13 protein-coding genes are annotated in these 13,070 nt (G+C 67.8%); 2 read left to right on the plus strand and 11 right to left on the minus strand.

The genetic code is table 11. The annotated features are described in order from the left end of the window. The first annotated feature begins 4 nt into the window (after positions 1-4). Entirely contained in the window at positions 5-916 is a 912-nt protein-coding gene (locus tag M2650_RS04410; protein WP_249471708.1) for a C13 family peptidase, read from the plus strand. Between the two features lie 107 nt (positions 917-1,023). Here M2650_RS04410 and M2650_RS04415 read toward each other — a convergent pair whose 3' ends face one another. Together M2650_RS04415 and M2650_RS04420 are read right to left on the minus strand one after the other, a co-directional pair. Then, the gene (locus M2650_RS04415) at positions 1,024-1,626 is read right to left on the minus strand and encodes a YdeI/OmpD-associated family protein (RefSeq protein WP_249471710.1); all 603 of its coding nucleotides are present in this window, start codon (positions 1,624-1,626) and stop codon (positions 1,024-1,026) included. Next, a complete protein-coding gene (locus M2650_RS04420; protein WP_249471713.1) occupies positions 1,623-3,215 on the minus strand; it encodes a calcineurin-like phosphoesterase C-terminal domain-containing protein in 1,593 nt (530 codons plus the stop codon). Before M2650_RS04420 ends, M2650_RS04415 begins: the two co-directional genes overlap by 4 nt. A 186-nt stretch (positions 3,216-3,401) precedes the next feature. Here M2650_RS04420 and M2650_RS04425 point away from each other — a divergent pair, with 186 nt between their 5' ends. Then, positions 3,402-5,210: a sensor domain-containing diguanylate cyclase gene (locus M2650_RS04425; protein WP_249471716.1), complete on the plus strand. Its 1,809-nt coding sequence runs from the start codon at positions 3,402-3,404 to the stop codon at positions 5,208-5,210. Positions 5,211-5,347: 137 nt separating this feature from the next. Here the strand turns inward: M2650_RS04425 and hisIE are convergent, their stop codons facing one another. From hisIE to M2650_RS04470, 9 genes are read right to left on the minus strand one after another with little or no spacing between them, the layout of a single operon-like run. Continuing rightward, positions 5,348-5,965, minus strand: a complete 618-nt coding sequence (gene hisIE, locus M2650_RS04430) for a bifunctional phosphoribosyl-AMP cyclohydrolase/phosphoribosyl-ATP diphosphatase HisIE (protein WP_283254618.1) — start codon at positions 5,963-5,965, stop codon at positions 5,348-5,350. Further along, entirely contained in the window at positions 5,955-6,731 is a 777-nt protein-coding gene (gene hisF, locus M2650_RS04435) for an imidazole glycerol phosphate synthase subunit HisF (protein WP_249471718.1), read from the minus strand. The genes hisIE and hisF overlap by 11 nt, the downstream gene beginning before the upstream one ends. Beyond that, positions 6,725-7,477, minus strand: coding sequence for a 1-(5-phosphoribosyl)-5-[(5-phosphoribosylamino)methylideneamino]imidazole-4-carboxamide isomerase (locus M2650_RS04440; RefSeq protein WP_249471721.1), 753 nt, complete (start codon positions 7,475-7,477; stop codon positions 6,725-6,727). The genes hisF and M2650_RS04440 overlap by 7 nt, the downstream gene beginning before the upstream one ends. Next, the gene (hisH, locus tag M2650_RS04445) at positions 7,474-8,070 is read right to left on the minus strand and encodes an imidazole glycerol phosphate synthase subunit HisH (protein WP_249471724.1); all 597 of its coding nucleotides are present in this window, start codon (positions 8,068-8,070) and stop codon (positions 7,474-7,476) included. The genes M2650_RS04440 and hisH overlap by 4 nt, the downstream gene beginning before the upstream one ends. Positions 8,071-8,098: 28 nt before the next feature. Beyond that, positions 8,099-9,172 (minus strand): bifunctional histidinol-phosphatase/imidazoleglycerol-phosphate dehydratase HisB, encoded by a 1,074-nt coding sequence (gene hisB / locus M2650_RS04450; RefSeq protein WP_249471727.1) that lies wholly within the window; start codon positions 9,170-9,172, stop codon positions 8,099-8,101. Then, complete coding sequence (hisC, locus tag M2650_RS04455; protein ID WP_249471729.1) at positions 9,169-10,263, minus strand: histidinol-phosphate transaminase; 1,095 nt, start codon at positions 10,261-10,263, stop codon at positions 9,169-9,171. The genes hisB and hisC overlap by 4 nt, the downstream gene beginning before the upstream one ends. Further along, complete coding sequence (gene hisD / locus M2650_RS04460; protein ID WP_249471731.1) at positions 10,260-11,573, minus strand: histidinol dehydrogenase; 1,314 nt, start codon at positions 11,571-11,573, stop codon at positions 10,260-10,262. Before hisD ends, hisC begins: the two co-directional genes overlap by 4 nt. Next, positions 11,570-12,481 (minus strand): ATP phosphoribosyltransferase, encoded by a 912-nt coding sequence (gene hisG / locus M2650_RS04465; RefSeq protein ID WP_249471733.1) that lies wholly within the window; start codon positions 12,479-12,481, stop codon positions 11,570-11,572. Before hisG ends, hisD begins: the two co-directional genes overlap by 4 nt. 11 nt (positions 12,482-12,492) lie before the next feature. Next, positions 12,493-12,819: a YerC/YecD family TrpR-related protein gene (locus tag M2650_RS04470; protein WP_249471736.1), complete on the minus strand. Its 327-nt coding sequence runs from the start codon at positions 12,817-12,819 to the stop codon at positions 12,493-12,495. Positions 12,820-13,070: the final 251 nt, after the last annotated feature.

The raw sequence follows: 13,070 nt of genomic DNA on the forward strand, positions 1-13,070 counted from the left end.
CGCCATGCGCTTCGCAGCGCTCATAGGCCTGTTGCTGCTGTCGACCGCCCTGGCCGCCGACCAGCCCAAGCCTGTCGACGCCGTCGAACCCGGGCAGACGCTCGCCGAGCGCGACCGGGCGCTGCTCGACCGCGACTTCGCCGCGCTGGCGCCGCAACGCGCCGGCAAGCCTGATCTCTACGTCGTCGGCTTCGCCGGCGACGGCGAAGAGAACGTTTTCCGCAACGAGGTGGTCTACTTGAGATCGCTGTTCGAGCGGCGTTTCGGCGCGCGGGGCCATGTGCTCACGCTGATCAACCATCCCGACAGCCTGGGCAAGTCGCCTGCGGCCTTGGCCACCTACGACAATCTTTACGACGCGCTGGCGCGGATCGGCAAGCTCATGGATCGCGAGCAGGACCTGTTGCTGCTCTACCTGACCATGCACGGCACCGAAGACCACGAACTGGCCCTGCAGTTGCAGCCCGTGCTGGAAGACTGGCTGACGCCCGAAGACCTGCGCCAGGCGCTCGACGACGCCGGCATCCGTAACCGCGTCGTGGTGATTTCCGCCTGCTACTCGGGCGGATTCGTGCCCGCCTTGCGCAGCCCCGACACGCTGCTGCTGACCGCCGCGCGCGCCGACCGCGCTTCGTTCGGTTGCGGCAGCGAATCGGAGGCCACTTATTTCGGGCGCGCCTGGCTGATCGACGGCCTCAACCGCACCACCAGCTTCGTCGCCGCGTACGACATCGCCAGCAAATCGATCGCGCAACGCGAGCGCCGTGAGGATTTCGAGCCGTCGCTGCCGCAGGTCGACGTCGGCGAGCGCATCGGCAAGCGCCTGCAGGCCTGGGAATCGGATCTGGCGCCGGGAAAACCCGTGCCTTATCCCTACCCCGCGGTCAACCGCAAACGTAAAGCCCCCACTTTGTAGAGCGAAGCATTCTGCTTTTCGTAGGAGCGGCTTCAGCCGCGAGCTTTTTGGCAACGAAGATCAAGAGCTCGCGGCTGAAGCCGCTCCTACGAAAAGCGCAGCGACGCTTATCCGTGGATTTTTTCGCCCTTGGCCAGCATCGCCACGAACTTTTCGACCCGCGCCGCGCGCGTTTCCGGTTTCTTCGCGGTCTGCACGCGCCAGCAGAACGCGTAGCGATTGGTCCTGTCGATTTGGTCGAAGAAAGCCTTGGCCTTCTTGTTCTTGGCCAGCGCGGCTGCGAGCTCGTCCGGCACCGGCATGCTGCGCGCCGAGTCGTAGGCGACCGCCCAACGTCCGTCCGCCTTCGCCGCATCGATCTCGCGCTGCCCGCCTGCGCCCATGCGCCCGGCGGCGATCAATTTTTCGGCCTTGGCGACATTGATCTTGGACCACAGGCTTTGTTTGCGGCGCGGCGTGAAACGCTGCAGGAAATGCCGTTCGTCGCATCCGCGCCTGAGCCCGTCGATCCAGCCGTGGCACAACGCCACATCGATCGCCTCTTCGATCGTCACCGAAGCGACGCCGACGCCTTTCTTGGCGATCTTCAACCAAACCCCGGGACTGCCGGCATGCGCCAACAACCACTTCTCCCAAGCGGCCGCGTTCTTGAAAATCTTGATCGGCTGCTCGATGGACCGCGCAGAGGGAGACGTGCTCACGCCCGTCATGGCGATGCTTCCTGCAGACGGTAGCGCGTGCGCGCCCGCAACTCGCCGCGCCACGCATCCGGCGCGCGCACTTCTATTTCGTGCGTGCCCGCCGCCAGATCGGTCGGCAACGCCCCGCGCCACAGGTGCGGCGACGGCTCGGCTTCCGGCGAACGGTCGTAACCGCGCAGACGTTCGGCTGCGTCGTCTTTCGCATTTTCGGCCAGCAGGCGCGGATCGGGTTTTTCGACCTTGTCCATCGCTTTCCATTCGCCTCCGTCGATGCGGTACTGCACGCGGCTGTCGTCGCGCCCCATGTAGACGTTGGCGTAGACGCCCCAGGCCGGCCACGCGCCGCGGCGCAAGGCTTTGGGCGCATGCAGGCCGATGCCGGCATCGTCCGGATCGCGCGCCGGATGCCAGACCAAGGAGTAACGGCCCGCATTTTCCACTCGCAGCGTCGCATAGCCGTTCGGCGTGCCGTCGGCCATGGTCGCATCCGGGATGCCGGCCGTGTCCTTGGCGCCGCTCCAGAACGCGCCGCAGGCGGCGCCGACGTTGTATTCGTGCAAGGGGGCGGCGCCGCGCCAGCCGTCGGCCGCATCGTGGAAGACATGCCGCTGCGTATGGCTGTGCGCGGTCAACAGCAGCACGTGCGGAAAATCCTTCAGAAGCGCGAACAGGCGCTCGCGATCGGCAACGCGGAACGACGGTTTGCCCGGCTTGCCGGCGTCGAAAAACGGGATATGCGCGGCGATCACGAGCAATCGGTCCTTGGCCACCGTGCGCAAATACGATTCGAGGAAAGCGAACTGTCCCTCGCGCAGGCCGCCGATGTAGGCCGGCTTCCGGTCCGGCTGGTAGACGACATCGTCCAGGCCCACGAAGATCGCCTCGGGCTCCTCCCAGGCGAAGGTGTCCGGGCCGAAGCTGTTGCGGAAGGTGAGCAGCGAGTCTTCGTCGCTGGCGGCATCCAAATCCAGGTCGTGGTTGCCCGGCACGTGCAGCCACGGGATCCGCAGCGTCGCGGTGACGCGATTCATCGCCGGATACAGCGAAAGATCGTCGTCGACGATATCGCCCAGCGACAGGCCCAACTGCGCGCTGCGCCGGCCGGCGATCGGCGCGACGATGTCGCGGCGGTAGTAATCCACATCGGCGGCCGACTTGGGCTGCGGGTCGCCGAACAACAACGCGTCCAAGCCGGGGCGGCGCTTCGCTTCGCGCCGCAACGCGAAGTCGCGGCAGAGTCCCGGCACGGGCCGGATGCCGCCGTATTTCAGCTGCGAACCGGCGCCGGACGGCGGATTGCGCCAAACGTCCGGTAATCCATCGGCGCGCACGGCCGCGACGAAACCTGCCGGTTTTATGACAAACACGGTACGGGAGCCGCCGCCGTCGAGCCCGTTGTAACGGCCGCTGGAATCGGTTTCAACGATGTCGACACCGTCCGATACCTGGATGCCGCCCAACCCCGCCTCGTCCGGTTCCCGGCGACCGTTGCCGTTGGCGTCTTCGAATACGGCGCCGGCACCGCAGGAAGGCGTTTCCGCCGCAGCCGGCAAGGAGACGGCAAGCAGCAGCACAGTGCAGAATATCGGCGCTTTCATCGCGGTTCCGGTGGAAGTCGGTGGGGAAATTATGCCGTTGCAGCCGCTTGCGTGGCCGGATCGATCCCGCGGCTGCCGTTGCTTAGGGATAACAGCAGCGTGCGGAGGACATGGGCAGGCTGGCCAAGGATTCGGATGCGAGGGGGTGGTATGGGTTTCAGATGGAGCCGGTCGCCGGCCCGGCTGATGGCGCTGCTTTTCCTGCTGTGCCACGGGTCCTGGGCGCAAGCCCAACCGGCGCTCGAACTGGTCGATGGCGTTTCCCAGACATCGTTGGCGGAATACACGCAATACCGCCACGACACCAACGCCAGCGACGACACCGCCAGCGCCTTCCGCAGGCTCGCTGCGGGCGAATTCGCGCCGCTGCCGGACGGCCGGCACGAATTCGGCTTCCGGGACGGCGCCTACTGGTTCCATGTTTCCCTCGTCAACCGCAACGCGCGCGAGCCGCGCTGGCTGCTGGTGCAGCGCTACGCGTTGAGCGATTACATCGACGTCTACGTGCGCTATCCGGACGGCCGCATCGCCCATCAGGCCGGCGGCGACGCCCTGCCTTTCGAATCGCGCGGCATCGGCTACCGGCACCCCAATTTCTGGCTGGACCTGCCGGCCGACGAACGCGTGGACCTGCTGGTGCGCGTGCAGAGCCAGAGTTCGATGCAGGTGCCGCTGGACCTGTATACGCCCACCGCCTTCATCGACCTCTCGCGCGATGCGCAGCTGGCCATCGGCATCTACTACGGCATCCTCACCGCGTTGTTTTTCTACAACCTGGTGCTGTGGCTGACGCTGCGCGACCCGAGCTATTTCTGGTACCTGTTCCATATCACCGCTTTCGGCATGGTGCTGTTCACGCTGAACGGACTGGGCTTCGAATACCTATGGCCCAACTCGCCGTGGCTGGCCGACAAGTCGGTGCCGCTGTCGATCTGCCTGGCGCTGATCGGCATGCTGCAGTTCGCACGCACCTTCCTCGAGCTGCCGCAGCGATGGCGCCTGGGCAACAACGGCACGCTGGCGCTGATCGCGTTCTTCGCCCTGCTTGCGGCCGCGGCGCTGGAGTTGCCTTACCGGATCTCGATCCAGATCGCCACCAAGGCGGTCCTGTTCGGGGTGGCCTGGATCGCGATCGTGACCATCGTCGTCCTGCGCCGCGGCTACGCTTCGGCGTGGCTGTTCTTCGCGGCCTGGGCGCTGTTCCTGTTGGGCACCACGAGTTTCACGCTGGTCGCGTTCGGCATCCTGCAGAAGACCTTCTACACCGAATACGGCGTGCAGATAGGCTCGGCCCTGGAAATGCTGCTGCTGTCGATCGCGCTCGGCCGCCGCTATTCGTCGCTGCGCAGCGAGAACGAGCGCATCGTCGGCGAAGCCAACCTGCGCCTGGAGCGCAAGGTCGCCCAGCGCACCCAGGAGCTGCGCGGCACGCTCGCGCAGCTGGAGGACGCGCATAGCCGTTTGCGCGATTCCAGCCGCCGCGACGGGCTCACCGGGCTCTACAACCGCACCCATTTCCGCGAGGCCTTCGAGGCCTTGCTGCTGGACAGCCGCAAAGACGGCCGGTCGCTGTCCCTGCTGATGATCGACCTGGATCATTTCAAGAACATCAACGACCAGTACGGCCATCTCGTGGGCGACGACTGCCTGCGCTGGGCCGCGCACGTCATCGGCGACACACTTCGGCCGCACAAGGCGCTGCTGGCGCGTTACGGCGGCGAGGAATTCATCGTCGGCCTGCCCGGCCACGACCTGGCGTCCGCCGCGGCAGTCGGCGAAACGCTGCGCCGGCAACTGCAACAGGAGCCGTGCGCGGTGCGCGGCCATCAGATCCGCATGTCGGCGAGCATCGGCGTGCATGCCGTGCAGCCCACCAAGGACGTCGCGAGCAGCATCGACGCGGCGCTGATGGCGGCCGACCTGGCGCTGTATTCGGCCAAGGCCAAAGGCCGCGACCGGGTATGCACTTCGAATCCGGCGCTGGCGCCGATGTGATCTCCCGCGTTTGCGGGACTTTCCCTGCTCTCCGTAGGAGCGGCTTTAGCCGCGAGCTCTAACTCGCGCCCGCGCGATCGTGAAGGAAAGAGCTCGCGGCTAAAGCCGCTCCTACGAAGAGCTGGGCGCCGTTTAACTCAGTTGCTACGGCTACGAAGCACTTCGCCCAGTTCCGCCAGCCCAAGGCCTCGCAATCGCAGCAGCACCAGCAAGTGGTACACCAGATCCGCCGCTTCGCCGAGCAGCTTTTCGTCGCCCTGCGCTGCGCCGGCCAATGCGGTCTCCACGCCCTCTTCGCCGACCTTCTGCGCTACCCGCAACGCACCTTGTTCGAACAGGCGCGTCGTATAGCTGCCCGCAGGCCGATCGCGCTCGCGCTGCGCGATGACGGCATCGAGCCCCGCGAGAGCCGCGGCGGGCGCATCCGCGAAACAACTGTCGCGGCCCAGATGGCAAGTCGGGCCGAGCGGCCGCGCCTGCACCAGCAGCGTGTCGCCGTCGCAATCGGCCGCGACCGAAACGAACGCGAGACGATGGCCCGAAGTCTCGCCCTTGGTCCACAACTGCGCCCTGCTGCGACTGTAGAACGTCACCCAGCCGCTTTCCAGCGTCGCGTGTAGCGCCTCGCGCGACATATAACCGAGCATCAGTACGCGCTGATCGCCTGCATCCTGCACGATCGCGGGCAACAAGCCGCCTTCGCGGGCATCGGGCGAGCGCGACCAGGCCAGTTTTTCGATTTCCTCAATCTTCATGGCGCACCTCGATGCCCTGCCCGCGCAGGAACGACTTCAACGCCGGAATGGCGATGTCGCCGGAATGGAACACGCTGGCCGCCAGCGCGCCGTCCACGTCGGCCTCGCGAAAGGCTTCGGCGAAATGCGCCGGCGCGCCGGCGCCGCCGGAAGCGACCAGCGGCACGCCGCAGACCGCCCGCAAGGCCTTCAGTTGCGCGATGTCGTAGCCGTTGCGAACACCGTCGCTGGACATGCAGTTGAGCACGATTTCGCCGGCGCCCAGGCGCTGCGCTTCTATCGCCCAATCCAACGTGCGCCGGCCCGGCGCGCGCATGCACGCGGGGTCGCCGGTATGGCTGCGCACGCGCCATTCGCCGTCCGTTTCGCGCTGCGAGTCGATGCCGACCACCACGCATTGCACGCCGAAGGCGTCGGCGAGCTCGGCGATCAGCGCCGGCCGTTCCAATGCCGGCGTGTTGACCGAGATCTTGTCCGCGCCGGCCAGCAGTACGCGCCTGGCCGAAGCGATATCGGCGATGCCGCCGGCCACGCAGAACGGAATGTCCAGCACCCGCGCGACGCGCTCGACCCAACCGGCATCGACGCTGCGCCCCTGCGGACTCGCGCCGATGTCGTAGAACACCAGTTCGTCGGCGCCGGCATCCCGATAACGGGCGGCGAGCGCGACGATGTCGCCCATGTCAACGTGGTCGCGGAAACGCACGCCTTTCACCACGCGCCCGTCGCGCACGTCCAGGCACGGGATGATGCGCCGGCTCAGCATGCCAGCGCTTCCGCCAGGCCGATGCGGCCTTCGAGCAAGGCCTTGCCCAGCACGATGCCGGCGCAACCCGCTTCGCGCGCGCTGCGGACATCGGCGAGATCGCATGCGCCGCCGGACGCCTGCAGCGCGACCTGCGGCGCCCACTGCCGCAACAGCGCATACAGCTGCAGGTTCGGTCCCGACAGCATGCCGTCGCGGGCGATGTCGGTGCACAACAGGTGGCGCAGGCCCGAACGCGTATAGAAACGCACCAGTTCGCCGAGCGTGCGGCGTCCTTGCCGGGTCCAGCCGTGCGTGGCCGGGAACCAGCGTCCGTCGTCGGCGCAGCGGGCGTCCAAGGCGATGGTCAGCCTTTCGCTGCCGTATCGGCCGAGCCAGGCGGCAACGCGATTCGGATCGCTCGCCGACAGCGAACCGACCACGACCCGGTCCGCGCCGTTCGCGAGCAGGCGCTCGATATCGCTCTCGCCGCGCACGCCGCCGCCGGTCTGAACCGACAGCGCCGTAGTGTCTTTGATGCGCGACAACAGCGTAGCGAGCGTGTAGCCGCCGGCGCGCGCCGCATTCAGGTCGACCAGGTGCAGCCAGCGCGCGCCCGCGGCGGCGTAAGCCTGCGCCAATGCCAAAGGATCGTCGCCATAGCGCGTTTCGCGCGCGTAATCGCCCTGCGCCAGCCGCACCACGCGGCCGTCGCGCACGTCGATGGCCGGGTACACCTCGAAAACGGCCGCAAACGGGGTGTTCATGAATCCCATCGGATGAAGTTCTCCAGCAATCGCGCGCCCGCGTTCGCCGAACGCTCCGGATGGAACTGCGCGCCGCAGTACAGGCCCCGGCTCACGACGGCGCTGAAAGCATCGCCGTGCCGCGCGCTGGCGACGGTGTCGTCGCCGACCGGCGCCGCATACCCATGTACGAAATAGACGCAGTCGCCATTGGCAATGCCGCGCAGCAGCGGCGTGTCGGCGACGTCGGCCAGGGCATTCCAACCCATGTGCGGGATCCGCAAACCTGGCGTCGCCGGTAGGCGGCGCACGCGCCCGGGAAGAAGACCGAGGCAAGCGGTATCGCTTTCGTCGGAACCTTCGTACAGCAGTTGCATGCCCAGACAGATGCCGAGCACAGGCGCGGTGGCGGCGTGCAGGGCTCGATCCAATCCTTGCGCCCGCAAGGCCGCCATCGCGGGCGCCGCCGCGCCGACGCCAGGCAGGATGATGCGGTCGGCTCGCGCAAGGGCTTCCGGGTCGCGCACGATCTCGGGCGCGATGCCGAGCCTTTCCAGGGCGTAACGCACCGAGCCCAGGTTGGCGCCGCCCGCGTCGACCAGCGCTACGCGCATCGCCGCACCTCTTTCGCGATATTCTCGTTCACAGCCGGCCTTTCGTACTGGGCAGGGCGACGCCGTCGCGCCTGATCGCCTCGCGCAAAGCCCGCGCCGTCGACTTGAAGCAGGCCTCGACCTTGTGATGGTCGTTGTCGCCCGTCACCTGCAGATTGAGGTTGAGGCCGGAGGCATCGCACAGCGAACGGAAAAAATGCGGCACCAGCTCCGTCGGCAAGTCGCCGACGCGCTCGCGCCGGAATTCGCCGGCGAAAACGAAATAAGGACGGCCTCCGAAATCCAGCGCCGCACTGGCCAGCGTCTCGTCCATCGGCAAGGTGAAGCCGTAACGGCCTATGCCGCGCTTGTCGCCCAAGGCCTCGCGCAGGGCTTGGCCCAGCGCCAGGCCGGTGTCTTCGACGGTGTGGTGTTCGTCGATGCGCAGATCGCCCTCGGCGCGCACCCGCAATGCGAAACCGCCGTGCTTGCCCAGTTGTTCGAGCATGTGGTCGAAGAACGGCAGGCCGGTGTCGGCTTCGGGTTCCGCTTCGCGATCCAAGTCGATTTCCACCCGGATGCGAGTTTCCCGCGTGTCGCGCTGCACGGCGGCGCGGCGCGGCGCGTCCGCGAGCTCGTGCGCGATGCCGGCCCAGTCCCATTCGCCGCCGAACTGCGCCGTACGCAACTGGAAACCGCGGATGCCGAGATTGGCGGCGAACGCCAGGTCGGTTTCGCGGTCGCCGACCATCGCCGAGCGCGTCCAGTCGATGCCGCGATCCTTCAGATAGGAAAGCACCAGGCCGATCCCCGGCTTGCGCGTGGTCTTGTTCTCGTGCGGCAGGCTTGCGTCGATCAATACGTCGCGGAAGCGGATGCCCTGGCTTTCGAACACCTGCAGCATCAGCGCATGCGGGCCTTCGAACGACGCGCGCGGATAGCTCGCCGTGCCGAGCCCATCCTGGTTGCTGACGATCACGAACTCGTAACCGGCGTCGCGCAGCTTGAGCAGCGCCGGCACGGCGTCGGCCACGAAGCGGAGTTTTTCGTAGGCGTCGATCTGGAAATCCGCCGGCTCCTCGATCAGGGTGCCGTCGCGGTCGACGAACAGGATCGGTCTCATGCGGCGGCCTCCACCCGGCCCAAGGCCGCCAGCGCAGCGTCGTTCTGCGCCGGCGTGCCGATCGTGATCCGCAGAGCGTCGCCGAGCTGCGGCATCGCGCGCATGTCGCGCACTACGATCCCCGCCGCGAGCAACCGTTCGAAAGCCGCGGCCGCATCGGCGAACCTCGCCAACAGGAAATTGGCCTGCGAGGGATACACCCGACGCACGTCCGGGCAATGCGCCAACGCCGCCGCCACTCGCGCGCGCTCGCTGCGCACCTCCGCTACCGCTGCGCCCGTGGCCGACAGTGCGGGCGGCGTCAAGGCGGCCAGTGCCTGCGCGGCACTCGGTCCGGGCACGGGGTACGGCGCCTGACAGCGGCGCAAGGCCTCCACGACGCGCGCATCGGCGATCGCGCAGCCGATACGCGCCGCCGCCAGCGCATGCGCTTTCGACAAAGTGCGCAACACCACCACGTTCGCCTGCGAGGCGGCGCTGGCGACCAGCGACGGCGCATCCGCGAACTCGATATAGGCCTCGTCGACCACCACCAGCGCATGGCCGCTGAGGCCTTGCGCCAGTGCGAGCACGTCCGCAGCGGACAATACGCCGCCAGCCGGATTTCCCGGCGAGCACAGGAACACCAGTTTCGCGGCCTGCTCCAGCGCTACGCACGCGATTTCGTCGAGATCGGCTTCGAAATTCCCGTCTCGCTCGCACAGCGGAACTTCGTGCAGGCGCGCGTCCTGCAGACGCGCGCAAACCGCATACATGCCGAATACCGGGGGCGCGACCAGCACCGCATCCCGGCCCGGCCGGCAGAAGGCGCGCACCAGCAAATCGATTGCCTCGTCGCTGCCGCGGCCGATCAGCAAGCGCTCCGGCGAGCAGCCGTACAAGCCGGCAAGCGCGGCGCGCAACGGCTCCGGTTGCGGCGGCGGATAACGGCGCAGGCTGCCGTCGGCATCGGCGGCGTTCGCTCGCGCCGCTTCGTTGGCGTTGAGCCAGACCGCACCCGCCGCCGTTTCGCTGCGCGCGGAGCGGTAGCCCGCGAAATCGCGCAAATCGTCGCGCAGCAACGCCAGCACGTCGTCGGCTGCCGCGTTCATGCCGCGGTCTCCGCCAAGCGCATCGCAACGGCGTTGCGGTGCGCGTCCAGGCCTTCGGCTTCCGCCATCACGATCGCGCAGGGGCCGATCGCGGCGATCCCGCGCGGCTGCGCAGCCTGCACGCTGATCGTGGTCTGGAAACTGGCCACGCCGAGCCCGCTAACCGCGCGCGCCGCGCCGCCGGTCGGCAGCACGTGATTGGTGCCGCTGCAATAGTCGCCCAGCGCTTCGGGCGTCCAGTCGCCGAGGAACACCGAGCCGGCGGCCTGTACCCGATCCAGCCATGCGCGCGGATCGCGCAACGCGAGGATCAGGTGTTCCGGCGCATAGCGGTTGCTGATGTCGAAAGCGGTATCGAGCGCGTCCACCCGGATCAGCCGCGACTCGGCGAGCGCCTGCCGCGCGATCGCGTTGCGCGGCAGGTGCGGCAACTGCGCCTGAAGTTGCGCTTCGACCGCGTCGAGCAGCGCGGCATCGTCCGACAGCAGTACGACCTGCGAGTCCGGACCGTGTTCGGCCTGCGACAACAGGTCTGCGGCGACGAAAGCGGCATTGGCGCCCGCGTCTGCGATCACCAGTACCTCCGACGGCCCCGCCGGCATGTCGATCGCGGCGCCGTCGGCGCGCATCGACACCTGGCGCTTGGCTTCTGTGACGAAAGCGTTACCGGGGCCGAACAGCTTGTCGCAACGCGCGATGCTGCCGGTGCCGAACGCCATCGCCGCGATCGCCTGCGCGCCGCCGAGCTTGTAGACGCGCGATATGCCGCAGAGTTTGGCGGCGACCAGCACCGCCGGATCGGCCGTGCCGTCGCGCCGCGGCGGCGTGCACAGCAACGCTTCGCGGCAGCCGGCCAGCCGCGCCGGCACGCCGAGCATCAGCGCCGTCGACGGCAACGGCGCGCTGCCGGCCGGCACGTACAGCCCGACGCGGCCGATCGCGCGCACCACGCGCTCGCATACGACGCCGGGCGCGGTCTCCACCGCATAAGGCGCCTGCATGCCATCTTCGTGGAAGGCTTCGATGCGTTGCGCGGCGGCGATCATCGCCACGCGAAGTTCCAGCGGCACCACCGACTCCGCTTCGGCGAATTCCTCGGGGCCGACGGCGAAATCTTCCGGCGCCACGCCATCGAAACGCAGGCTCAGCGCGCGCAGAGCCGCATCGCCATGCGCGCGCACCTGATCGAGAATACCCGCAACGTCAGCCTGCACCTGTGCGGACACGGCCTGCGCGGGACGCCGCAAGAGGCGTTCACGCTCCGCTTCGTCCAAAGCGCTCCAATCGATGCGGTTCGGCCATGCGTTCATGCCAGCATCCTCTCGACCGGCAGCACCATCAGGCCGCGCGCGCCGGCATGCTTGAGGTCTTCGAGCCGCTGCCACGTCATCGCGCCGTGGCAGAGCGCTTGCAATGCGAGCGTGTCGCCGCCGTCGACCTGCAGCATGGTCGGCGGCTCGGCATCGGGCAGCAGTTTCAGCAGGGCCGGCACGGTGTGGCGCTGGGCTTGGAACAGCAGCAGCTTGCTGTCCTTGAGCCGCAGCACGCCGTCGAGCCGGCGCAACAACAACGCGGCGAGCTCTTCGCGCACGTCGGAGAACGGTGTCGCCGGACCGGCCAGCACCGCTTCGCTCTTCAGCAGAGTCAACACCGGCTTGAGTTGGTTGGCGGCGAGCGTCGCGCCGCTGGATACCAGATCGCAGATCGCATCGGCCTGGCCCAGTCGCGGCGCGATTTCGACGGAACCCGATAGCGGCACCACTTCGGCTTCGATCGCCTGCTCGCGCAACCATGCGCCGAGCAAGGCTGGATAGCTGGTGGCGATGCGCTTTCCGCGCAATTGCGCAGGCCCGTCCCACTCCCAACCATCGGGTACGGCGATATCCAGGCGGCAGGCGCCGAAATCGAGCGCGCGCCACTCGCGGTACTTGTCCGCGCCGCCGTTGCTACGCTGCAGCAGTTGCTCGGCCAATACGTTGCGGCCGACGATGCCCAGGTCGCAAACGCCGTCGGCGATCAGGCCCGGGATGTCGTCGTCGCGCACCAGCAGCAGGTCGACCGGCAGCGATTCGCCGTAGCAGAACAAGCGGTCGCGGCTCTCGCGCCAGCTCAGCCCGCACGACGTCAGCAGCGCGCGGGCCGGCTCGCTGAGGCGGCCTGATTTCTGGATGGCGACGCGCAAACGGTCGCGCGCCGCCGGCAAGGCGGAAGGGCTCATGGCGGGCACGCTCAATGGGAAGGGATCAGGCGCGGGTGCTGGCGCTTGGCCGCGGTCGCGTAGCCGCCAGCGCCGCGCTCGAGGGTGCGCGCGACGCGGCCGATGGTGGTGACGCTGACCAGGGTGCGGTCGTGGATTTCTCGGTACGGCACGCCTTGCAGCAGCAAGGGCACCACCCGCCAGCGGTCGGCCATGGCCTCCAGCTCCGCCGGCGTGCACAGGTCCTCCAGGAAGGCGCGCACGTCGTCGGGGCGCTCCAGCGCGGCGAGCGCCTTCGCCAAGGCCTTCAGGGAGGCATCGGCGTCGCGTTCCGGCAGCGGTTCGAGGCGTTGTTTCATCGTATTAATGTATTAGCGTGTTAATACATTAACTGGAAGATCGACCGCGGTCAAGCACCGTCCCGCCAAGGCGTCGGGCGACCACGATCGGCATATCCAAGCGGCGGCCCGATCCGGGCACCACAAAAGGCGGACGCGAGTTAGCAGCCAGCGCCAACCGCTTTCAGTAAGAGCGGCTTTAGCCGCGAGCTCTTTCGGGTCGGGATCAACAGCTCGCGGCTAAAGCCGCTCTTACGAAAGCAAAGGCAGCG

The organism is Luteimonas galliterrae, from assembly GCF_023374055.1.
GTDB lineage: Bacteria > Pseudomonadota > Gammaproteobacteria > Xanthomonadales > Xanthomonadaceae > Luteimonas_C > Luteimonas_C galliterrae.

Coding starts and splice junctions, on each gene's coding strand:
- M2650_RS04425 (WP_249471716.1), top strand. CDS start 3,402: ATGGCGCTGCTTTTCCTGCTGTGCCACGGGTCCTGGGCGCAAGCCCAA.
- M2650_RS04440 (WP_249471721.1), bottom strand. CDS start 7,477: ATGAACACCCCGTTTGCGGCCGTTTTCGAGGTGTACCCGGCCATCGAC.
- hisB (WP_249471727.1), bottom strand. CDS start 9,172: ATGAGACCGATCCTGTTCGTCGACCGCGACGGCACCCTGATCGAGGAG.
- hisH (WP_249471724.1), bottom strand. CDS start 8,070: ATGCGCGTAGCGCTGGTCGACGCGGGCGGCGCCAACCTGGGCTCGGTG.
- hisC (WP_249471729.1), bottom strand. CDS start 10,263: ATGAACGCGGCAGCCGACGACGTGCTGGCGTTGCTGCGCGACGATTTG.
- M2650_RS04420 (WP_249471713.1), bottom strand. CDS start 3,215: ATGAAAGCGCCGATATTCTGCACTGTGCTGCTGCTTGCCGTCTCCTTG.
- hisF (WP_249471718.1), bottom strand. CDS start 6,731: ATGCTGAGCCGGCGCATCATCCCGTGCCTGGACGTGCGCGACGGGCGC.
- hisIE (WP_283254618.1), bottom strand. CDS start 5,965: ATGAAGATTGAGGAAATCGAAAAACTGGCCTGGTCGCGCTCGCCCGAT.
- M2650_RS04415 (WP_249471710.1), bottom strand. CDS start 1,626: ATGACGGGCGTGAGCACGTCTCCCTCTGCGCGGTCCATCGAGCAGCCG.
- hisD (WP_249471731.1), bottom strand. CDS start 11,573: ATGAACGCATGGCCGAACCGCATCGATTGGAGCGCTTTGGACGAAGCG.
- hisG (WP_249471733.1), bottom strand. CDS start 12,481: ATGAGCCCTTCCGCCTTGCCGGCGGCGCGCGACCGTTTGCGCGTCGCC.
- M2650_RS04410 (WP_249471708.1), top strand. CDS start 5: ATGCGCTTCGCAGCGCTCATAGGCCTGTTGCTGCTGTCGACCGCCCTG.
- M2650_RS04470 (WP_249471736.1), bottom strand. CDS start 12,819: ATGAAACAACGCCTCGAACCGCTGCCGGAACGCGACGCCGATGCCTCC.